16 protein-coding genes and 1 tRNA gene are annotated in these 19,471 nt (G+C 46.4%); 13 read left to right on the plus strand and 4 right to left on the minus strand.

Annotated features, from left to right (window positions below; all coding sequences use genetic code 11):
• The first annotated feature begins 3 nt into the window (after nucleotides 1-3).
• The 7 genes from ICN31_RS02500 to ICN31_RS02530 all read left to right on the plus strand — a co-directional run bounded on the left by ICN31_RS02500 (nucleotide 4) and on the right by ICN31_RS02530 (nucleotide 6,899).
• Nucleotides 4-1,347 (plus strand): adenylosuccinate synthase, encoded by a 1,344-nt coding sequence (locus ICN31_RS02500; RefSeq protein WP_216258254.1) that lies wholly within the window; start codon nucleotides 4-6, stop codon nucleotides 1,345-1,347.
• 51 nt (nucleotides 1,348-1,398) lie between these two features.
• Nucleotides 1,399-3,615, plus strand: coding sequence for a malate synthase G (locus ICN31_RS02505; RefSeq protein WP_216258255.1), 2,217 nt, complete (start codon nucleotides 1,399-1,401; stop codon nucleotides 3,613-3,615).
• Between the two features lie 78 nt (nucleotides 3,616-3,693).
• Nucleotides 3,694-4,191 (plus strand): hypothetical protein, encoded by a 498-nt coding sequence (locus ICN31_RS02510; protein ID WP_216258257.1) that lies wholly within the window; start codon nucleotides 3,694-3,696, stop codon nucleotides 4,189-4,191.
• A 427-nt stretch (nucleotides 4,192-4,618) separates the two neighbouring features.
• Nucleotides 4,619-5,302, plus strand: a complete 684-nt coding sequence (locus ICN31_RS02515) for a dienelactone hydrolase family protein (RefSeq protein WP_216258260.1) — start codon at nucleotides 4,619-4,621, stop codon at nucleotides 5,300-5,302.
• 20 nt (nucleotides 5,303-5,322) lie between these two features.
• On the plus strand, nucleotides 5,323-5,820 hold the full coding sequence (locus ICN31_RS02520) for a hypothetical protein (RefSeq protein ID WP_216258262.1): 498 nt from the start codon (nucleotides 5,323-5,325) through the stop codon (nucleotides 5,818-5,820).
• A 9-nt stretch (nucleotides 5,821-5,829) separates the two neighbouring features.
• Nucleotides 5,830-6,558, plus strand: coding sequence for an AzlC family ABC transporter permease (locus ICN31_RS02525; protein ID WP_216258264.1), 729 nt, complete (start codon nucleotides 5,830-5,832; stop codon nucleotides 6,556-6,558).
• Nucleotides 6,555-6,899, plus strand: a complete 345-nt coding sequence (locus ICN31_RS02530) for an AzlD domain-containing protein (protein WP_216258265.1) — start codon at nucleotides 6,555-6,557, stop codon at nucleotides 6,897-6,899. The genes ICN31_RS02525 and ICN31_RS02530 overlap by 4 nt, the downstream gene beginning before the upstream one ends.
• Before the next feature lie 82 nt (nucleotides 6,900-6,981).
• Here the strand turns inward: ICN31_RS02530 and ICN31_RS02535 are convergent.
• Nucleotides 6,982-7,068 (minus strand) — tRNA-Leu (locus ICN31_RS02535).
• Nucleotides 7,069-7,225: 157 nt separating this feature from the next.
• On the opposite strand from ICN31_RS02535, the gene rnr reads away from it, so the two are divergent.
• Genes rnr through ICN31_RS02550 form a run of 3 tightly spaced genes read left to right on the plus strand, consistent with a single transcriptional unit; the run spans nucleotide 7,226 to nucleotide 10,593 of the window.
• Nucleotides 7,226-9,607, plus strand: a complete 2,382-nt coding sequence (rnr, locus tag ICN31_RS02540) for a ribonuclease R (protein WP_216258267.1) — start codon at nucleotides 7,226-7,228, stop codon at nucleotides 9,605-9,607.
• Nucleotides 9,608-9,623: 16 nt separating this feature from the next.
• Nucleotides 9,624-10,391 (plus strand): 23S rRNA (guanosine(2251)-2'-O)-methyltransferase RlmB, encoded by a 768-nt coding sequence (gene rlmB / locus ICN31_RS02545; RefSeq protein WP_216258269.1) that lies wholly within the window; start codon nucleotides 9,624-9,626, stop codon nucleotides 10,389-10,391.
• Nucleotides 10,392-10,410: 19 nt separating this feature from the next.
• Entirely contained in the window at nucleotides 10,411-10,593 is a 183-nt protein-coding gene (locus ICN31_RS02550) for a DUF2892 domain-containing protein (protein WP_216258271.1), read from the plus strand.
• A gap of 25 nt (nucleotides 10,594-10,618) precedes the next feature.
• Here ICN31_RS02550 and tal read toward each other — a convergent pair whose 3' ends face one another.
• Nucleotides 10,619-11,584, minus strand: a complete 966-nt coding sequence (gene tal / locus ICN31_RS02555) for a transaldolase (protein ID WP_216258273.1) — start codon at nucleotides 11,582-11,584, stop codon at nucleotides 10,619-10,621.
• 100 nt (nucleotides 11,585-11,684) lie between these two features.
• Here tal and rpiA point away from each other — a divergent pair, with 100 nt between their 5' ends.
• On the plus strand, nucleotides 11,685-12,395 hold the full coding sequence (rpiA, locus tag ICN31_RS02560) for a ribose-5-phosphate isomerase RpiA (protein WP_216258275.1): 711 nt from the start codon (nucleotides 11,685-11,687) through the stop codon (nucleotides 12,393-12,395).
• Nucleotides 12,396-12,655: 260 nt separating this feature from the next.
• Here the strand turns inward: rpiA and ICN31_RS02565 are convergent, their stop codons facing one another.
• Both ICN31_RS02565 and argA read right to left on the minus strand, forming a co-directional pair.
• Nucleotides 12,656-12,928 (minus strand): oxidative damage protection protein, encoded by a 273-nt coding sequence (locus ICN31_RS02565; protein WP_216258276.1) that lies wholly within the window; start codon nucleotides 12,926-12,928, stop codon nucleotides 12,656-12,658.
• A gap of 32 nt (nucleotides 12,929-12,960) precedes the next feature.
• Nucleotides 12,961-14,325, minus strand: coding sequence for an amino-acid N-acetyltransferase (gene argA / locus ICN31_RS02570; RefSeq protein WP_216258278.1), 1,365 nt, complete (start codon nucleotides 14,323-14,325; stop codon nucleotides 12,961-12,963).
• Between the two features lie 53 nt (nucleotides 14,326-14,378).
• Here argA and hrpA point away from each other — a divergent pair, with 53 nt between their 5' ends.
• Nucleotides 14,379-18,377, plus strand: a complete 3,999-nt coding sequence (gene hrpA / locus ICN31_RS02575; RefSeq protein WP_216861389.1) for an ATP-dependent RNA helicase HrpA — start codon at nucleotides 14,379-14,381, stop codon at nucleotides 18,375-18,377.
• Between the two features lie 101 nt (nucleotides 18,378-18,478).
• Nucleotides 18,479-19,468 (plus strand): cytochrome D1 domain-containing protein, encoded by a 990-nt coding sequence (locus ICN31_RS02580; protein ID WP_370624322.1) that lies wholly within the window; start codon nucleotides 18,479-18,481, stop codon nucleotides 19,466-19,468.
• Nucleotides 19,469-19,471: the final 3 nt, after the last annotated feature.

Here is a 19,471-nt window from a genome sequence, read left to right on the forward strand (position 1 = left end):
AATATGTCTTCAAAGCAGCAAGCTAAAGGTCGTAACGTAGTTGTCATTGGCACTCAGTGGGGTGATGAAGGCAAAGGAAAAGTAGTTGATTGGTTAACGGATCATGCAAAGGCAGTAGTTCGCTTTCAGGGTGGTCACAACGCAGGCCATACCCTCATCATTGGTGGCAAGAAAACGATTCTTCGTCTGATTCCATCTGGAATCATGCACAAAGAGGTGATTTGCTATATCGGTAACGGCGTGGTTCTATCCCCCGAAGCGCTCTTTAAAGAAATTGGTGAGCTTGAAGCTGCTGGTTTGGATGTTCAGTCCCGTTTGAAGATTTCTGAAGCAACGACTTTGATCCTGCCGTATCACGTGGCAATTGATCATGCTCGCGAGAAAAAGCGTGGTGAAGCAAAAATTGGTACGACCGGACGAGGCATTGGGCCAGCATACGAAGATAAAGTAGCACGTCGTGCTTTGCGCGTTCAGGACTTATTCTATCCAGAAAAGTTTGCAGTGCAATTGCGTGAAAACTTGGAATATCACAATTTCATGCTCACTAACTACTATGGCGCAGAGCCAGTCGATTATGAAAAGACGCTAGCAGAGGCAATGTCCTATGCGTCGCGCATTAAGCCCATGGTAGTGGATGTCTCTAGTGCACTATATGCAGCTGAGCAGGCTGGTCAAAATCTCCTATTTGAAGGGGCGCAGGGTACCTTGCTTGATATTGATCACGGCACCTATCCCTATGTCACCTCTAGCAACTGCGTAGCAGGTAATGCTGCTGCTGGTTCTGGTGTTGGACCAGACTCTTTGCAATATATATTAGGCATTACTAAAGCGTATTGCACGCGCGTTGGTGCTGGCCCATTCCCAAGTGAGCTCTATGACCATGACAACCCAGCAAAGCAAGATCCCATTGGTATCCGTCTGGCTGAAGTCGGTAAAGAGTTTGGCTCTGTAACGGGTCGCCCACGCCGCACTGGTTGGTTAGATGCAGCCGCATTGAAGCGTTCAATCCAGATCAATGGTCTTTCGGGTTTGTGTATTACTAAGTTAGACGTACTCGATGGCTTAGAAACTATTCGCTTGTGTGTTGGCTATAAGCTCGATGGCAAGACTCTTGATGTATTACCACGCGGCGCTGAGTCTGTTTCACGCTGCGAACCGATTTATGAAGATTTCCCATGCTGGAAGGGTACTACCTTTGGCATTCGGGAGTGGGATAAGCTCCCAGTAGAAGCGCAAAAGTTTTTGCGTCGTATTGAAGAGGTTGTTGGTAAGCCTATCGCCATGGTCTCAACGGGACCAGAGCGCGATGAGACCATCTTGCTCCAGCATCCTTTCCAGGAATCATAGAAAATAATTTATTCACCCTTTTTATTCACTTTTGCTTAAGAAAATATCAACATGACTGCGCGCACTACCTGTAATGGCCTTCAAGTAGCAACTCCCTTGTACCGTTTTATCGAAGACAAAGTACTACCAGGTACTGGCATTAAAAGCGCAGATTTTTGGAAGGGTTTTGATGAGATCGTCAAAGACTTAAGCCCCAAAAATGAGGCCTTATTAGCTAAGCGTGATCGCCTACAGGCTGATTTAGATCAATGGCATAAAGCCAATCCAGGCCCCATCAAAGATATGCCTGCATATCGTAAATACCTCAAAGAAATCGGTTATATCGATGAGGTACCAGATACTATCTTGGCCACCACTCAGAATGTAGATGATGAACTGGCGCTCCAGGCTGGCCCTCAACTTGTAGTGCCTGTACTAAATGCACGTTACGCTTTAAATGCTGCTAATGCCCGTTGGGGTTCTTTGTATGACGCCCTATACGGTACAGACCTGATTTCAGAAGAGGGCGGGGCTACTAAAGCTGGAGACTACAACCCCATTCGAGGTGCAAAAGTAGTTGCCTATGCACATCAGTTTTTAGATGAATCTGCTCCCCTAGCTAAAGCTTTATATAGAGATGTAGTGGCCTATAGCGTTGTAGATAAAAAGTTGTCCGTCAAATTAAAAGACGGTAGCACTACCGGCTTAGTTGATGAAAAACAGTTTGTTGGTTACCAAGGCGATGCTGCTACACCAAGCTCTATTTTGCTACGCAATAACGGTATTCATATTGATATCGAAATTGATAAGACCAAAACCATTGGCGCTGCTGATCAAGCTGGTGTAAATGATGTAGTGCTTGAAGCGGCCCTCTCCACTATTTTGGACTTAGAAGATTCTGTTGCAGTAGTTGATGCTGACGATAAAGTACTGGCTTATGAAAACTGGTTAGGCATTCTTAAAGGTACTTTAGTTGAGGAGGTGAGTAAGGGCGGCAAAACCTTTACTCGTTCACTGAATCCAGACCGTAAATACACAGCAGGCATTGGTGCAGTCAATGCTAAAGATGGCGTTGTGACATTGCATGGTCGATCACTTTTGTTTCTCCGTAACGTAGGTCATCTGATGACCAATCCTGCCATCATCACCAGTGAAGGTAAGGAAATCTACGAAGGTATCCTAGATGCAGTAGTGACAGTATTGATTGCTTTGTATGACATTAATCGCCCAGCGACTCAAGCGATTGGTAATACTCGTAAAGGCTCTGTATATATTGTGAAGCCAAAAATGCATAGCCCAGAAGAGGTGGCATTTGCGAGCGAGCTCTTTGGCCGTGTTGAGAAATTGCTTGGCTTGCCAGAGAACACAGTGAAGTTGGGAATCATGGACGAAGAGCGCCGCATGAGCGTCAATATTAAAGCGGCCATTGCCGCTGCTGGCGCACGCGTTGCTTTTATTAATACTGGGTTCTTAGATCGTACTGGCGATGAAATGCATACCGGAATGCACGGTGGTGCCATGGTGCGTAAAGGAAGAATGAAGATCGCTAAATGGTTTGGAGCCTATGAGCGCCGTAACGTATTAGCAGGTTTAGATTGTGGCCTTCGTGGTCGTGCACAGATTGGTAAAGGTATGTGGCCTGCGCCAGATCTCATGAAAGAGATGGTGGAGCAAAAAGGTGCACACCCTCAAGCTGGCGCTAATACAGCTTGGGTGCCATCACCTACCGCCGCTACTTTGCATGCAATGCACTATCACCAGATTAATGTTGAGCAAATCCAAAAGGATATGGAAAAGCAAGATACCAAAGCTGAGTATGAAGCTCTCATGGACAACCTCTTGACTGTTCCCATTGCGCTCTTTCCTGATTGGACTAAAGAAGAAATTCGGGAAGCGCTGAATAACAATTGCCAAGGTATTTTGGGATATGTAGTTCGCTGGATTGATCAAGGTGTTGGTTGCTCTAAGGTGCCCGATATCTATAACGTAGGGTTAATGGAAGATCGCGCCACCTTGCGTATTTCTAGTCAGCATATTGCTAACTGGTTGCTACACAAATATGTGACTAAGGCTGAAGTGAACGAGGCTCTGCAACGTATGGCGACTATTGTTGACATGCAAAATGCAGGCGATCCCCTCTATAAGCCCATGATGCCGAACTATAAAGATTCCTATGCGTATCAAGCCGCAAGCGATCTGATCTTTAAGGGCCTTGAGCAGCCAAATGGTTATACCGAACCATTGCTACATGCTTGGCGCTTGAAAGTAAAAGCAGCGCAAGCGAAGTAACTTCATGAGTACTTGAGATCAAAATGGATTTGCCCGCAAAGCAAATCCATTTTTTATTAGGCACATTAATAATCCGATATGTTTAGCTTTCTAAATCCATTCGCTAGGTCTTCGCAAACTTACCCCCTTCAATTGAATGACGGGGGTAGGGAGCAGGCTGGCTTTAAGGGTGGGGCTGGGGACTGTGTTGTGAGATCAATCGCTATTGCTGCCAAACTGCCCTATATGCAGGTCTATGAAGACTTAAGAAATGCTAATGAAACCTATGCCCAACTTCGGAACGATCGTTTGGCAAGGCGCCTTAATGACAAGGGTGCATCCCCTCGAAATGGGAACCATCGCAATGTCTTTCATGATTACATCCTAGGGCTAGGGTTTGAGTGGGTGGCAACGATGAAGGTGGGGGCGGGCTGCCAAGTTCACTTGCGGCCTAGCGAGCTTCCAGATGGGATATTAATTGTGAAGGTTTCCAAACACTTAACTGCAATAGTTGATGGAGTGATTCAAGATACGCATGATCCATCGCGACGTGGAAATCGCTGTGTTTATGGCTATTACATTTTGAAATCAGCTTAAAAGTACCCAATAAAAAAGCCCCGAAGCATAGCTCGAGGGCTTTTATGAATATCTAGCTGAAAACAGCCAAATTTAGCTATAAATCAGCAATAAATTACCAATTTGCGCTGTTTTTATGACTTTTCTGTTCCAGAGTCTTGGCTTCTTCCCACGCAGCAGATATTAGGGTAAAAAAGTCCCGAATTGCGTACAAAGGCTTAAAGCTAAGGTTACTGTTCTGTAGAAAACCAACTGAGTTTGAGTGTGACATTGAGAATCTCCTTAAGGGTATACCCTAATAATACACCTAATGCCAAAAGAATGCTGCGTAGCAACAAATCAACCTTTTAAAGGTTTCTTCATTTGGTGTTTGAGCTTCAAAGTCCCCCAAGGGGATTGCATACAGGGCCATTCAAGTAAAGTGTTCGGATATAGGTAAGGAGATCACATGATTCAATTTAAAAGACCCGATGGTAGTTCCGTTGACGGGTATTTAGTCGAGCCGACTGATAAAGCAAATGCCCCTGGCGTGGTGGTCATTCAGGAGTGGTGGGGTTTGGATGAAGAAGTGAAGTTAGTAGCAGAGCGTTTGGCTCAAGCTGGCTATCGTGCCCTAGTCCCTGACCTGTATCGCGGTAAGGTAGCACTCGAAGCAAATGAAGCTGAGCATTTAATGAATGGTTTGAACTTTGGTGATGCAGCCACACAAGATATCCGCGGCGCAGTTCAATACTTAAAAGCGACTGGCAGTAAGAAGGTTGCTGTGACTGGATTTTGTATGGGTGGTGCATTGACTATTCTGTCGGCATGCAATGTACCCGAGCTCGATGGCACGATTGTTTGGTACGGCTATCCTCCTTTGGAGTATGTTGATGCGGCCGCTATTAATAAGCCAATGTTGGCCCATTGGGCATTGCATGATGAGTTCTTTTCGATTACAGGTGTAGACCAACTAGAGGATAAGTTGAAGCAGGCTGGTACCAGCTATGACTTTCATCGTTACGATACCAAGCATGCCTTTGCTAATCCAAAGTCTGCTATTCGTGGTCTGCCGCCTTTGGAGTACAACGCCGAGGCAGCAAAGCTAGCCTGGGAGCGAACAATGGAATTCTTAAAAAAGAACTTGGCTTAATTACTCAATAAGACTTCACGATGCATTTGTTCTCTGAAAATCTCGCTTTAGAAATTGCTTCTTACTATCGCAATCTCGCCCTAGCGCATGGCGTAGTACCAAAAGTGTTCACCTTGGTGAATGGCGAGGGGGATCAGTTTCTATTCTTTATCGATGATCTCAAAATGGAGAAGGAAGAGGAGGATCAGTTCTTGGCGTATATCGCCAAAGAGCACGATGCCGTTTCTTATGCCCGTGGTACCTTAGTGATTATTGAAAAGAGCCAGCAATATATTGAGTTTGCAGTGGTAGATCGTGATGATGAGGAGGCCATTGTCTGTTCTGCAGAACTCACACGAGATATGGACGATAAGCCAATTGGCCTTACTGAGTTTGACAAAACAGCAGTCAAGAAGAGCTCCATTGTTTTTGGTGGACTTTATGCGCCAGTTAAACTAGCACACGAAAAAATAGAAGACTTTGAAAGTCTATGGGAAGAGATGAAGCCCAAGATTTTGCATCGCTCTATGGGCATTTAAACTGTCCATATGACGCCAGCACAACAGCGAGAATTTATCCGTGGCTTTAGGGGGATGTCCCATTCTGCCGTGACCATCGTGACATGGAGTGTTGTGACAGGCATTGCCATGGCCAAGTCTACATTAACCGTACAACAAGCCATTGCAATGAGTCTGCTGGTCTATGCCGGTTCAGCTCAACTTGCCGCACTGCCTTTGATTGCTGTGGGCGCACCCATTTGGGTGATCTTGGTGACTTCTTTCATGGTGAACTTGCGCTTTGTTATTTTTAGTCTTGGACTGCAGGCGCATTTTTCTTATCTATCCACCTGGCGCAGAATTCTGCTGGGCTACTTCACTACCGATTTCTCTTATCTAGCGCATCTCAGACGCTTTCCAAAGCCAGAGACCAAGGAGGAGCTAGCTGCTGATCCAGAGCATTTACGCTTGTATTCAATGATAGGTTTTCAATCCGCTAACTGGATTGCTTGGCAGATCGCCTCTATCACAGGAATTTTATTGGCTAGTCAAATTCCGAATGATTGGGGATTGGAGTTTGCTGGTGCTGTTGCTTTAGTTGTCATTATTGGGCCGATGCTAGATCGGACCTCAGCCAAGTGGGCCGCAGTCACGGCGGGAGCTGTTGCGGTGATGACGTATGGTATTCCATACAGACTCAATATTATTCTGGCAATTGCTGCTGCATTATTCGTGGGGATCATATTAGATAAATCTCCAAAACAAAGAGTACTCTCATGAGTAATGACGCTAGCATGAGAATTGCCTATCTCATCATTGGACTGGCTGCGGTGACTTTTGTCTCGCGTAGTTTCTTTATTCTGCTTGGTAATCGCATCAAGGTTTCAGAATGGGTCTTGGAGACAATTCGTTATGCGCCTTTGGCTGCCTTGATTGCTATTTTGGCGCCAGAAATCTTTTTGCCTGTAGGTGCCTCCAGTATTACGGAATTCAATCTACGACTTCCGAATATCTGGGGTGGAATGGCGGCGATGATTGCTTTCTACTTCAGCAAGAAAATGATTCCAACCCTGGTGATTGGCATGGCAGTCTTTACAGCAGCACGGTTTTGGTTTGCCTGATAAAGAGTGTGGAAGAGGAGAGGAAAACAAGGCCACTTGCAATCCGCTGATTTGACCCCATATAAGGTCAAGTGAGAGTGTTTGGTGCCCAGGAAGGGACTCGAACCCCCACAACCTTACGATCGCCAGCACCTGAAGCTGGTGCGTCTACCAATTTCGCCACCTGGGCATGCCTCTATTATAGGGGGATGGCTGTTTCAGAGGCTGATCTAGGCTAATTTGGCTTTTCCCCTGCAGACTCAATGGTTTGATACAGTAGGCTTATTCATAACAAAAATAGATATCAATAGATAAATAGCAAGGGCATGTATTGCCGAAGGAATTAAATGCGTAAAGCAAAAGACTTGGTGCCACGTGAGGCTGATCGTTTAGGAACAGTCCAAGGCCACCGAGATGGATTTGGGTTTGTCATTCCCGATGATGGTGGTGAAGATATTTTTCTCTCTGAACGAGAGATGTCTCGCGTCATGCATGGCGATAGAGTCAACGTCAAAGTATTAGGAACAGACCGACGTGGCCGCCCAGAGGGGCAGATCGTCGAAGTAGTACTACATGCAAACAAAGTCGTGATTGGTCGCCTCCTCAATGAAAATGGCGTACTCATTGTTGCCCCAGAAGATAACCGCATTGGCCATGACATATTGATTCCTCCTAAAGGGCAGGGTCAAGCAAAACTGGGTCAAGTCGTTAGTGTGGAGATCATCGATTACCCAGATAGCTATCGCCAAGCCCTTGGTCGCGTGGTTGAAGTCTTGGGCGAGATTGATGATCCAGGCATGGAGATTGAGATCGCTGTACGTAAGTATGGTGTGCCCCACGAGTTTTCAGCTGCCGCCATGAAAGAGGCCGCCGCACTCCCAGATTCTGTGCAGCAAGAAGACTTAGAGGGTCGTGTTGATTTACGAGATATCCCTTTAGTCACAATTGATGGCGCTGATGCCAGAGACTTCGATGATGCTGTCTATTGCGAGCCGATCATGCACGGCAAGACCAAGGCCTGGCGTTTAATTGTTGGGATTGCTGACGTTTCCCATTACGTCAAGCCAGGTCACCCATTGGATGATGAAGGTTTGTTACGGGCTACTTCGGTCTATTTTCCAAGACGCGTCATTCCGATGCTCCCCGAGAAGATCTCCAATGGCTTATGTTCCCTCAATCCTAATTTAGATCGTCTATGCATGGTCTGTGATTCCGTAGTGGATAACAACGGCATTGTCTTAGCCTATCAGTTCTATCCTGCGGTCATGCATTCTGCCCAGCGTTTCACCTATGACACGGTTTGGGAGATTCTCTCGAATAGTAAGGGGCCTGAGGCTGCACGTTTTGCACAGTTCAGCCCATTGCTTGGCAATCTGTACTCCTTATATAAGATTTTACTAGCGGCTCGTGAGAAGCGGGGCGCTATCGAATTTGAAACCACTGAGACTCAGATCATTAGTAATGAGCTTGGCAAGATTTTGCGGATTGAGCCACGCCTTCGTAATGATGCACACCGCTTAATTGAAGAGTGCATGTTGACGGCCAACGTTTGCGCTGCTGACTTCATTGATAAAAATAAACACTTAAGTTTGTATCGCGTCCATGGTGAGCCTTCTGAAGAGAAGTTATTGACCTTACGCCAAGTATTAAGAACCTCCAGCCTTTCACTAGGTGGTGGTGAAAAACCAAAGCCACGTGATTTTGCAAAATTGATGCGTGAGATCAAGGATCGTCCTGATGCCAATATGCTGCAGTCAGTAGTCTTGCGCTCTATGCAACAAGCGATGTACCAGCCAGATAACGAAGGCCACTTTGGCTTAGCTTATCCAGCGTATTCACATTTCACCAGCCCCATTCGCCGCTATCCAGACCTACTCACGCACCGTGTGATTAAGTCGATTCTGCAGAAAAAGCCTTATGTCCCGGCATTGTCCCCAACGGTCCCCTTAAATTTAACGCTACCTCGCAAAGGCAAGGGTCGTCTAAATGCAGTCAATGCCAAGAAGTCTCATAGCGATGCGAAAGCCGATACCGCTAAAGGGGTTAAAACACCTAAAGGGGCTAATGCAGCCCTCCCTATTTGGGGTCAATTGGGCGTGCATTGTTCATCGAATGAGCGTCGTGCTGATGAAGCTTCGCGTGATGTTGAGGCGTGGCTCAAGTGCTATTACATGCGAGACCATTTAGGTCAAGAATATGCTGGCACTGTAACGAGCGTTGCGAACTTTGGGTTATTTATTCAGCTCGAGAATCTCTTTGTAGAAGGTATGGTCCACGTTACTGAACTTGGGGGCGATTATTTCCAATATGATGAGGCTAGGCAAGAATTACGCGGAGAGAGAACTGGCATTCGCTATCGCTTGGGTGATCGCTTACATGTTCTGGTTAGTCGTGTAGATCTAGATGCCCGTAAGATTGAATTTAGTCTGGTGAAGTCGATAGGCGCTGAAGTGGGTGGCTCATCTAGCCGTCGCCAGCTAATACTAGCGACTGATACTGGAAGACCCAATAAGAAAGCCGCATCCAAGAAGAGTCGTCCTTCCAGTAAAGCTCCCCAAAAGCCTAGCGGCATTAATGTAAATGCTGCAAAGTCTGCAGGTAATTTGAGTGCCAATCAATCGAAGAGCAAAGCTAGTCGTAAGAATGGAAAAGCAAAGCCAGGCCGATCTGTTGGCAAGCCTGCTGGCAGTAAGCCGCCAGTCCGCAGTACTAATGCCCGCCGCAAATAAAGAGTAAATAAAACACATGAAACAAATATTAGTTGGCTTTCATGCAGTTCAGGCGCGTTTACGCGTTGACCCAGATAGCCTGAAGTCGGTGTACTTTGATCCTAGTCGTCGCGATAGAAGGATGGGTGATTTTTTAAAACAAGCTGAAGAGATTTTGGGTGAGCGCTTGCATGCTGCTGATGCTGAACGCTTACATAAGTTGACTGGTCATGATCGTCACCAAGGCGTTGTTGCCTTAGCTGAAAAAATGACGATTGCGCGAACTATCACTGAAGTAGTTGAGGATGCTGAGAGTGCACAGAAGAAATCCTTATTCCTCGTTTTAGATGGTGTTACCGATCCTCATAACTTTGGCGCCTGCTTGCGTGTTGCAGACGGCGCAGGGGTTGATGCTGTCGTGATTCCAAAAGATCGTTCTGCTTCAATTAATGCAACGGTAAGTAAAGTATCGAGCGGCGCATCTGAAGTAATGCCAGTCATTACTGTGACTAACCTCGTACGCAGTATGAAAGAGATGCAAGAAGCTGGCGTCTGGCTAGTGGGTACCGATGATGAAGCTGAAAAGTCTATCTATGACCTTGATCTCACCGGCCCTATTGCCATTGTGATGGGAGCAGAGGGTGAGGGCATGCGTCGCCTGACAAAAGAGACCTGTGATGAGCTCGTCCGCATCCCAATGCAGGGTGTAGTTGAAAGTTTGAATGTTTCTGTTGCAAGTGGCGTATGCTTGTATGAGGCATTAAGACAGCGCCTAGCGAAAGCAAGCAACAAAGCTGCCAAGTAAGTTTACTGAAAGGCCTTATATGAAATGCAATATTGGCAACACTGACCGTATTCTGCGCATTACCGTTGGCGCTATTCTCATCGGTTTAGCAGCCTTTGGCATTGCTGGACCGTGGGCATGGATTGGAATCATTCCTCTAGTAACTGGCGTATTCAGAATTTGTCCAGCCTATAACTTGCTAGGCATTAATACTGCTAAATAGCAAGACAAGCAGGCAGTTAGAAGCTTTACTTAGCGAGCAAGGCTTCTAGTTTTTCTGTATCGATACAAAAATTACGAATACCCTCAGCCAGCTTCTCAGTGGCCATTGCATCATGATTTAATTGCAGGCGAAAACTGGACTCATCGAGCTTCAATGGAGTGATGTTTCCATGGCGAGCACTACCTGCATCCAGCTTTTTGCTAACTACAGTACTACTAGTTTGTAGTTCTGCCAAAAGCTCTGGACTAATCGTCAATAAATCACAGCCTGCTAACTCCAGAATCTGGCTGGTATTGCGAAAGCTCGCACCCATGATTTCAGTAGAGATACCAAAGTGTTTGTAATAGCTAAATATTTTCTTGACTGAAGTCACGCCAGGATCATTTGCAGCACCATGACTAGCATCATTCCAATTGGCGCCGAGCTTTGCTTTATTCCAATCAGTGATGCGTCCCACAAATGGGGAAATCAACTTTGCATTTGCTGCACCACAAGCTGCCGCTTGCACTAAGGAGAAGAGCAAAGTCATATTGCAATGGATGCCTGCGGCTTCTAATTCTTTTGCAGCCGCAATGCCTTCCCAAGTGCCAGCAAGTTTGATCAAGATGCGTTTGCGATCAATCCCATGTGACTCATACAAAGAAATCAGGTGCTTGGCCTTAGTAACGGTCGCTTTGGTATCAAAAGAAAGCCTTGCATCAACCTCGGTAGAAACGCGACCTGGAACAATTTTGAGGATCTCCAAACCAAACGCAACCAGAATGTAATCCACCAAATCAGTGGGACTCATTCCTGGATGGGCATCTTTAACGGACTGCACTAGGGATTGATAATTACTTTGCTGGGCCGCCTTGAGAATGAGCGATGGATTGGTTGTCGCATCCTGCGGTTGGAACTCTTGCATGCGCTCAAAGTCGCCCGTGTCGGCAACCACCGTGGTGAGCTTTTTAAGCTGCTCTAGTTGGTTAGGGGCTAAAGAGGTGCTATTCATGGATTATCTTGTTTGCTGAAGTGAGTTTCTTTTGAATATCATATGATAGATGTATTAATGACTCCATTCCAGTCAAGGCATAAGGGCGTTTAGCAGGCATATGAACCAAGATCAACTCAAACAAATGGTGGGCGAGGCAGCGCGGGATGAAGTCTTAAAACTGCCTGCCGGGCAAATTTTAGGGGTTGGCACAGGCTCAACCGCCAATTGCTTTATTGATGCTTTAGCCCCTCATAAAGATCATTTCGCAGGAACGGTATCGAGCTCAAACGCAACAACCGAGCGCTTGCTCAAGCATGGCTTTCAGGTTCTAGACCTCAATGACGTGACTGATTTACCTGCCTATGTCGATGGTGCAGATGAAATTGATCCAGCAGGTCACATGATTAAAGGTGGCGGTGGGGCTCTGACGCGCGAAAAAATTATCGCATCGATGGCTAGGCAATTCATTTGCATTTGTGATTCATCAAAGCAGGTTGCCGTTCTGGGTAACTTTGCGCTGCCAGTAGAAATCATCCCCTTAGCAAAGGGCATAGTGAGTAGAGAATTAGAAAAATTGGGCGGTAAGGTCACGCTCCGCCTGGCTAAAAATACCCATGCTGATTTAAATCAAACTCCAAGCGAGCCCTTTGTTACGGATAACGGCGGGTGGATTTTAGATGTGGCAGGTTTAAAGATTGCTGACCCCATCAAGATGGAAGCGCAAATCAATCAAATTGCAGGCGTGATCACAGTTGGACTCTTTGCTAAAGAAAAAGCAAACCTCTTGCTGGTCAGCAATGCTTCTGGCTTAGAAAGATTAGTGCTTTAGAGATAAAAAAACCCGACGGGGCATCCCCATCGGGTTGTTTGCCATGGTTTGCATGGCGCAGGCGCTCGGAAGGTATTTAGTTCCTTAGCCTATGAGTGCATAGATGTACTCATTCTGAAGTGGCTTTCGCCAATGTAGCGGGGCACTATATCTGCCTTGCTACGATTACATCCTATGCCTAGCTATTCAGAGAGTCAACAGCTGGGAACAAGTTTTATGTATTTATTAATGCTGTGCTGCAATAGCTCTCAAGCAGTAGCTTATTCTGCTGGCGGGGTGTAGCCTTCTGCCATATCCGCGCCACCTTCAAAGAAGTACTTCTCAACCTGCTTGAGAAGATACTGGCGAGCACGAGGATCAGCCATATTGAGGCGGTTTTCATTAATCAACATGGTTTGATGCTTTAACCATGCAGCCCAAGCTTCTTTGGATACTTGATTCCAAATCTTTTTGCCCAGCTCACCTGGAAGCGGGGCAAAATCCATTCCTTCGGACTCTTTATTGAGCTTGATACATTGAACCATGCGTGCCATCTGTAATACCTTTCTGATTGATCTCTTTTTTCTTATAGATCTTTAGTTAAAACCATGGACTTACGGTCCCAGTTGTAAATCTGTTTTCTTTCTTCGGGCAAGTCTTCTACTGTTGCCCGCTTAAAGCCACGCTTTAAGAACCAATGCTCGGTTCTCGTAGTGAGAACAAATAATTTTTTAATGCCTTCTTGTTTGGCGCGCATTTCAACTCGCTTCAAAAGTCGCTCGCCATCGCCTGAGCCTTGAACATCAGGATCAACCGCCAGGCAAGCTAGTTCACCAACGCCATTCGGAAAAGGGAAGAGGGCAGCGCAGCCAAAGAGAACGCGGTCATGTTCAATCACTGAGAAGCGCTGAATATCACGCTCAATCACATCTTGACCACGAGCTGCCAAGATACCTTCATCCTCTAGTGGCATCGTCAATTGCAAAATACCGCCCACATCATCTTGATTGGCTTCGCGCAAGTTCTCAATATCAGAAGAAGCCAGCATCATGCCGATACCATCGTGGGTAAAGAGTTCTTCAAGTAATGCACCATCTTGATTGCATGGCAAGAAGTGAACACGACTTACTCCTGCTTTGATAGCTCTTCCAGAGATATTGAGCAAGCTCTTCATGCCGATATCTAAATCCTTCTTCTGGGCCATATAGTCTTGGAGTTGAGGTAATGACAGCTCGGTAATCAAATCACCTTCTGCATCATGAAGCCCTTTATAGGGGCTTAAGAAGATCAACTTATCTGCCTTAAGAGCGGCAGCAGTAGAGGCTGCCACATCCTCATAGGCCAGATTGAATGCCTGCCCAGTAGGAGAAAAACCTAAAGGTGAGAGTAAGACAATCTTATTGCTATCCAAAGACTGCGTAATAGAAGTAGAGTCCACCTTACGTACTAAACCTGTATGGATGTAATCAGTGCCCTCAACAACACCTACTGGCATTGCAGTGATGAAGTTTCCAGAGATAACGGAAATACGCGATCCTGCCATTGGAGTATTTGGTAAGCCACGACTAAACGCAGCTTCGATATCAAGACGCAATTCACCAGCGGCTTCTTTGACACACTCAAGTGCAGCGGCATCGGTAATCCGATAGCTATGCATAGCGGTCTTGCCAAACTTACTCTTAATCTTGCGTAAGGTCAGCTGCTCTTCAATCTGTGGACGAATGCCGTGGACCAAAACAATTCGCATGCCCATGGCATGCAACATGGCGATATCTTCAATCAGATTCTCAAGACCAATTTCCTGAACGAGCTCACCAGCAAAGGCGATGACAAAGGTCTTTTCACGGAAGCTATGGATGTAGGGCGCAACATCGCGCAACCACCCTACAAAGGGGAAGTTGGAGGTAGATTCTTCGGCACTTGAGGCCTGGTTCGGTGCATTTGTTGGCATAGTGAGAAAATTATAGGGTGCAAGAGCCCATAAACCAACAAAAACCCAAAGCAATGCCAAAGCCTGTGCCTGCTTCCAACACCTCACGCAGGCTAGAGATCCGCTTTCCGGAAGAATTGCCCGTCTCTGGTCAAAGGCAAATCATCAAGGATGCCCTGCAGAATCACCAAGTAGTGATTGTTTGTGGAGAGACCGGCTCAGGTAAGACTACCCAGCTACCGAAGATCTGTTTGGACCTTGGTAGAGGCACCATCAACGGCGGCAAGTTGATTGGCCATACCCAGCCTCGCCGCATAGCAGCTACTGCCACAGCCAAGCGAATTGCCCAAGAGCTAGGCTCCCCCATTGGTCAGGATGTCGGCTATCAAGTGCGCTTCGCAGATAAAACAAGTAATACCGCTTCGATTAAGTTGATGACTGATGGCATTTTGCTAGCAGAGACGCAGCGCGATCCTCAGCTCAATGCTTACGACACGCTCATCATCGATGAGGCCCACGAACGCAGTCTGAATATTGACTTTCTTCTGGGTTATTTAAGGCAGTTACTTCCCAAGAGGCCCGATCTTAAATTGATTATTACCTCAGCCACGATCGATGCCCAGCGTTTTGCAGAGCATTTTGCGATCAACGGTAAGGTGGCCCCCGTGATTGAAGTGAGCGGCCGTCTCTTTCCGGTGGAGCAACGGTATTGCCCGCTGGAGCCGGACTCTAAACCCGACGGTAAAAAAGAATCTAAGACTGCTAAGGAAATCCCAGAAACAGTCGCAGAAGAAATCGCCAATGTTTGGCGTGAAGGCGCATCAGGGGCTGGAGATGTACTGGTCTTTTTACCAGGCGAGCGGGAGATCCGGGATTGTGCAGAGGCGCTGCGCAAGGATCATGTTTTGCAACAACGCTTTCATCCAGAAATTCTCAGCTTGTTTGCCCGTCAATCGGTAGCCGAGCAAGAAAGAGTCTTTAGCCCCGGTAATGGTCGTCGCATCATCCTGACAACCAACGTTGCCGAGACATCCTTAACAGTGCCGAACATTCGCTATGTGATTGATAGTGGCTTAGCTAGAGTCAAGCGTTATTCCTATCGTAATAAGGTGGAGCAATTACAGATTGAACCGATTTCGCAAGCGGCCGCTAATCAAAGAGCGGGGCGCTGCGGCCGGGTATCGGATGGTATTTGCATTCGTTTGTATAGCGAGCTTGATTATCAAAGCCGCCCTAAATTTACTGACCCAGAAATTCTGCGTAGCTCATTAGCAGCGGTACTTCTGCGGATGAGTTCACTCCGTTTGCCAAAAATTCAGCACTTTCCATTTATTGATAAACCATTGGGCAGAGCCATTACCGATGGCGTACAACTGCTTGATGAATTGGGTGCTATTGAGTTTGATGAATCCGATGCCTCTGATGGCAAAGACATTAACAATAGCTTTAAGCTCACGGCAATTGGTAAGCAGTTGGCTGACCTACCGCTAGATCCTCGGATTGGCAGAATATTATTGGCTGCTAAAGAGCAGAATGCCTTAAGAGAAGTGACTATCATTGCCTCTGCCTTGGCAACCCAAGATCCGCGTGAGCGACCGATGGATCAGGGCGCTGCTGCAGATCAAGCGCACCTGCTGTTTGTAGATGAACGCTCTGAGTTCCTTAGTTTTGTAAAACTCTGGCATTGGTATCAAGATGCTTTGCAACATAAACAGAGCAATCGTCAACTAGAAAGCTTATGCAGAAGTAAATTCTTATCGCCACGCCGTTTACGTGAGTGGCGAGATGTGCATAGTCAGCTGCACACCATGCTTGCGGAAAAAGGCTGGAAAGAAAATGGCCTTGCAGCAACTTATGAGCAAGTCCACTTATCTCTACTCACAGGCCTTCTAGGTTATGTTGCTAAAAAAGAAGAAGATGAAAAGTCTCAAGACCGCAATAGTAAGACTGGTGGTTATGTGGGTGCCCGTGGCATTCGGCCGTTTATCTGGCCAGGCTCAACGATTGGCAAAAAGGCAGGGGCTTGGATATTGGCAGGTGAGCTACAAGAAACCAGTCGTATGTATGCTCGCACGATTGCCAAGATTGAGCCGCAGTGGGTTGAGAGGGTTGCAGCGCATCGCCTGATTAAATCCCTGAGCGACCCCTTTTGGGATAACCGTCAGGGTGAGGTCATGGCATTTGAACGTGGCACCTTATATGGCCTACCGATCTATCATGGCCGACGGGTGCGCTATGAACCGCACAATCCAGAAGAAGCCAGAGAATTATTTATTCGCCAAGCTTTAGTGCAAGAAGAAATGTTCGGGCGTATGGATACGCCAGCCCTCTATCGTGAAACAGAGGCTGATGCCAAAAAACAATATCCCGGACTCTTTGGGTTCTTCTGGCATAACTGTCGCCTTATTAAAGAAATCGAAGCACTGGAGCATCGCTCACGGCGTCCCGATGTCTTGGTAGATGATGATCTGCTCTTTGCTTTCTATGAGTCACGTATTCCGAAAGAAGTTTGTAATCGCGAAGGACTCAAAGCCTGGTTTAAGAAAGAACTCAACCTAGATAGCCAGTTACGACTTGAAAAAGCAGACTTGATGCGCCATGAGGCTGCTGGCATTACGGTTGATCGCTATCCTAAAAAGATGTTGGTAGGCGGTGCGGAGCTTAATCTGACGTATCACTTTGAGCCGGGTAGCCCAAAAGACGGAGTTACTTTAGTAGTGCCGCTCACGCAACTTAATCAAGTCGATGGCCGTCGTTGCGAATGGTTAGTGCCAGGCATGTGCGAAGAGAAGGTGCTACTACTACTCAAATCCCTACCGCAAAAATTACGCCGTCATTGTGTGCCACTCCCTGACTATGCAAAGTCATTCCTAGAGCGCAAGTTAGATGAAAAACAATTTGGCATGGGCGACTTTTTAGATAGCTTAATTAGCGATATTCGTAAAGAGCGTGGTTTAGAAATTAAGCGTACTGACTTTAGGCCTGAATCGCTTCCTTTGCATTCGTCAATGAACTTTAGGCTCATAGACGAGCATGGCCGTCAACTTGAAGTCGAAAGAAATCTCGCCCGTCTTCGTGCTGAGTACGGAGAAACTGCTCGTAGTGCTTTCCAGGCAATCGCCCAAGAGACTGCCCAAGTGGAGCTGGGAGTTGATCCTCCTAAAGCTACCGGCACCCAATTTCATGAGAAGGCTCGCTCAGTTGAGCAGGGCGGCTATCGCTCTTGGGAGTTTGGCGAGCTACCGGAAACTCTAGAAATTCAAAAAGGGAATAAAACCTTGTTCGGTTATCCCGCATTAGTTGACCGAGGAGACTACTGTGATCTAGAAGTCTTTGATGACTTGCTAGAAGCGAGAAAACAGCATCACCTAGGATTACGTCGACTATTTACTCTCAGTAACAAAGACACCCTAAAAGCATTGCAAAAACAATTACCTGGTATTCGAGAATTAGGATTGCTCTTTATCAATATTGGTTCAGTAGAGGGATTAATCGAGCAAATTCTCAATCTGGCACTAGAGCGTGCATTTATGAGTGAGCCACTTCCAGTCAATGCGGAGCAATTTACAGAACGCTTGCAAGCTGGTAAACCCCGATTGGCGCTGATTGCTCAAGAGGTCTCACGCCATGCCTTAAATGCCTTACAAGCTCATGCTGATTTGCAAAAGAAGATGGCTAGTGCAAAAGCATCCTCAACGGCAGCTTATGCAGATATGCAAACCCAAATACAAGCTTTGATCTTTCCCCAGTTTGTTGCCCAAATTCCTTATGGACAGCTTGTGCATTTACCGCGTTATCTCAAAGCGATTGCCATGAGAATCGATAAGTTACGCTCTAATCCCAGCCGCGATGCCCAATGCCAAAAAGATTGGGAGTCAGTTGCAAGACCTTGGCAAAAGTTATTACAAGGAAGCAAGGGATCTGCCTCCTATGCCATGACCGAGGATCAAGCTTTGCAGGATTTTCGATGGCAGCTCGAGGAGTTGAGGGTGGCTTTATATGCTCAAGAGCTCAAAACTCCCACCCCAATGTCCCTAAAGCGACTCGAAAAGGTATTAGCTAGCTTGCGCTAGTTAAAATCCATCAGGCTTTAGAGGTCTTTAATTGAGTCTTGATTGCTTACAATAGCGGAATGTACACATTTATCACGATTAGAGGTTTTCGCAATATTGCAATTATCTCTTTATTGACCCTATTCTCAGCAAATCATTTTGCTATTGCGCAAACTGCTCCCATACCAAGTTCTGGGGCTAATCAGCCAAAGCTAGCAGTGATTCTCAATTCAGGCGAAGCATCAGTGAGTTTGATTGATATGCCAAGCCGCCAGGTGATTAAAACAATTCCTGTTGGTAAGGAGCCCCATCATCTGATGTTGACCCCAGATGAAAAAACACTATTGATTGCCAATGCCGTAGGCAATGATGTAGTGTTGATGAACCCAAGCACTGGTGAATTAACCGGTAGAATTCCAAACATCATTGATCCTTACCAAATTGGGTATTCACCCAATCACAAATGGTTTGTAGCAAACGGCAATCGTTTAGACCGTGTCGATATTTATGCAGCTAATGGCGCTGATCTCAAGCTAGCTAAAACAGTGAAGTTAGCAAAGACACCGAGTCATATTGCATTTACAGCAGATAGCAAAATTGCTTTCATTACATTACAAGATTCCAATCAGCTTGCAGCAATTGATCTAGAAACACAAAGTGTGCTCTGGGTGATGCCTACAGGTAAGGTTCCTGCTGGCTTATGGATGACACCAGGCGATCAGTATGTATTAGTGGGCATTACTGGCGAAGACTTTGTCCAGGTGATTGACTGGAAGGCGCGCAAAGAAGTCAAGCGTATCCTCACTGGCAAGGGCGCCCATAACTTTCGCCCACTAGGTGATAAGAAGCATGTATTTGTCAGCAATCGTATTGCATCCTCTATTAGCCTAATCAATATGCAAACTCTAGAGAAGATTGGCGATATTACTGGTCTTCCTGCTGGTCCAGATGATATGGAAATTACTCCTGATGGCAAAACCTTGTGGGTCACGCTACGCTTTGCCAAAAAAGTCGGCGTGATTGATATCCCCTCCATGAAATTAATGACGGTGATTCCAGTGGGTAAATCTCCGCATGGCGTATTCTTTTACCCCAGAGCTTCCTGGGAATAATAT

The sequence above is a fragment of the Polynucleobacter sp. UB-Piko-W3 genome (genome assembly GCF_018881635.1).
Taxonomy (GTDB): domain Bacteria; phylum Pseudomonadota; class Gammaproteobacteria; order Burkholderiales; family Burkholderiaceae; genus Polynucleobacter.

What these genes read in the sequence shown, in the direction of transcription:
- tal (WP_216258273.1), bottom strand. Translation starts at nt 11,584, where the DNA reads ATGAATAGCACCTCTTTAGCCCCTAACCAACTAGAGCAGCTTAAAAAG.
- rpiA (WP_216258275.1), top strand. Translation starts at nt 11,685, where the DNA reads ATGAACCAAGATCAACTCAAACAAATGGTGGGCGAGGCAGCGCGGGAT.
- argA (WP_216258278.1), bottom strand. Translation starts at nt 14,325, where the DNA reads ATGCCAACAAATGCACCGAACCAGGCCTCAAGTGCCGAAGAATCTACC.
- ICN31_RS02530 (WP_216258265.1), top strand. Translation starts at nt 6,555, where the DNA reads ATGAGTAATGACGCTAGCATGAGAATTGCCTATCTCATCATTGGACTG.
- ICN31_RS02500 (WP_216258254.1), top strand. Translation starts at nt 4, where the DNA reads ATGTCTTCAAAGCAGCAAGCTAAAGGTCGTAACGTAGTTGTCATTGGC.
- ICN31_RS02565 (WP_216258276.1), bottom strand. Translation starts at nt 12,928, where the DNA reads ATGGCACGCATGGTTCAATGTATCAAGCTCAATAAAGAGTCCGAAGGA.
- rlmB (WP_216258269.1), top strand. Translation starts at nt 9,624, where the DNA reads ATGAAACAAATATTAGTTGGCTTTCATGCAGTTCAGGCGCGTTTACGC.
- ICN31_RS02520 (WP_216258262.1), top strand. Translation starts at nt 5,323, where the DNA reads ATGCATTTGTTCTCTGAAAATCTCGCTTTAGAAATTGCTTCTTACTAT.
- ICN31_RS02525 (WP_216258264.1), top strand. Translation starts at nt 5,830, where the DNA reads ATGACGCCAGCACAACAGCGAGAATTTATCCGTGGCTTTAGGGGGATG.
- hrpA (WP_216861389.1), top strand. Translation starts at nt 14,379, where the DNA reads ATGCCAAAGCCTGTGCCTGCTTCCAACACCTCACGCAGGCTAGAGATC.
- ICN31_RS02515 (WP_216258260.1), top strand. Translation starts at nt 4,619, where the DNA reads ATGATTCAATTTAAAAGACCCGATGGTAGTTCCGTTGACGGGTATTTA.
- ICN31_RS02510 (WP_216258257.1), top strand. Translation starts at nt 3,694, where the DNA reads ATGTTTAGCTTTCTAAATCCATTCGCTAGGTCTTCGCAAACTTACCCC.
- ICN31_RS02550 (WP_216258271.1), top strand. Translation starts at nt 10,411, where the DNA reads ATGAAATGCAATATTGGCAACACTGACCGTATTCTGCGCATTACCGTT.
- ICN31_RS02505 (WP_216258255.1), top strand. Translation starts at nt 1,399, where the DNA reads ATGACTGCGCGCACTACCTGTAATGGCCTTCAAGTAGCAACTCCCTTG.
- rnr (WP_216258267.1), top strand. Translation starts at nt 7,226, where the DNA reads ATGCGTAAAGCAAAAGACTTGGTGCCACGTGAGGCTGATCGTTTAGGA.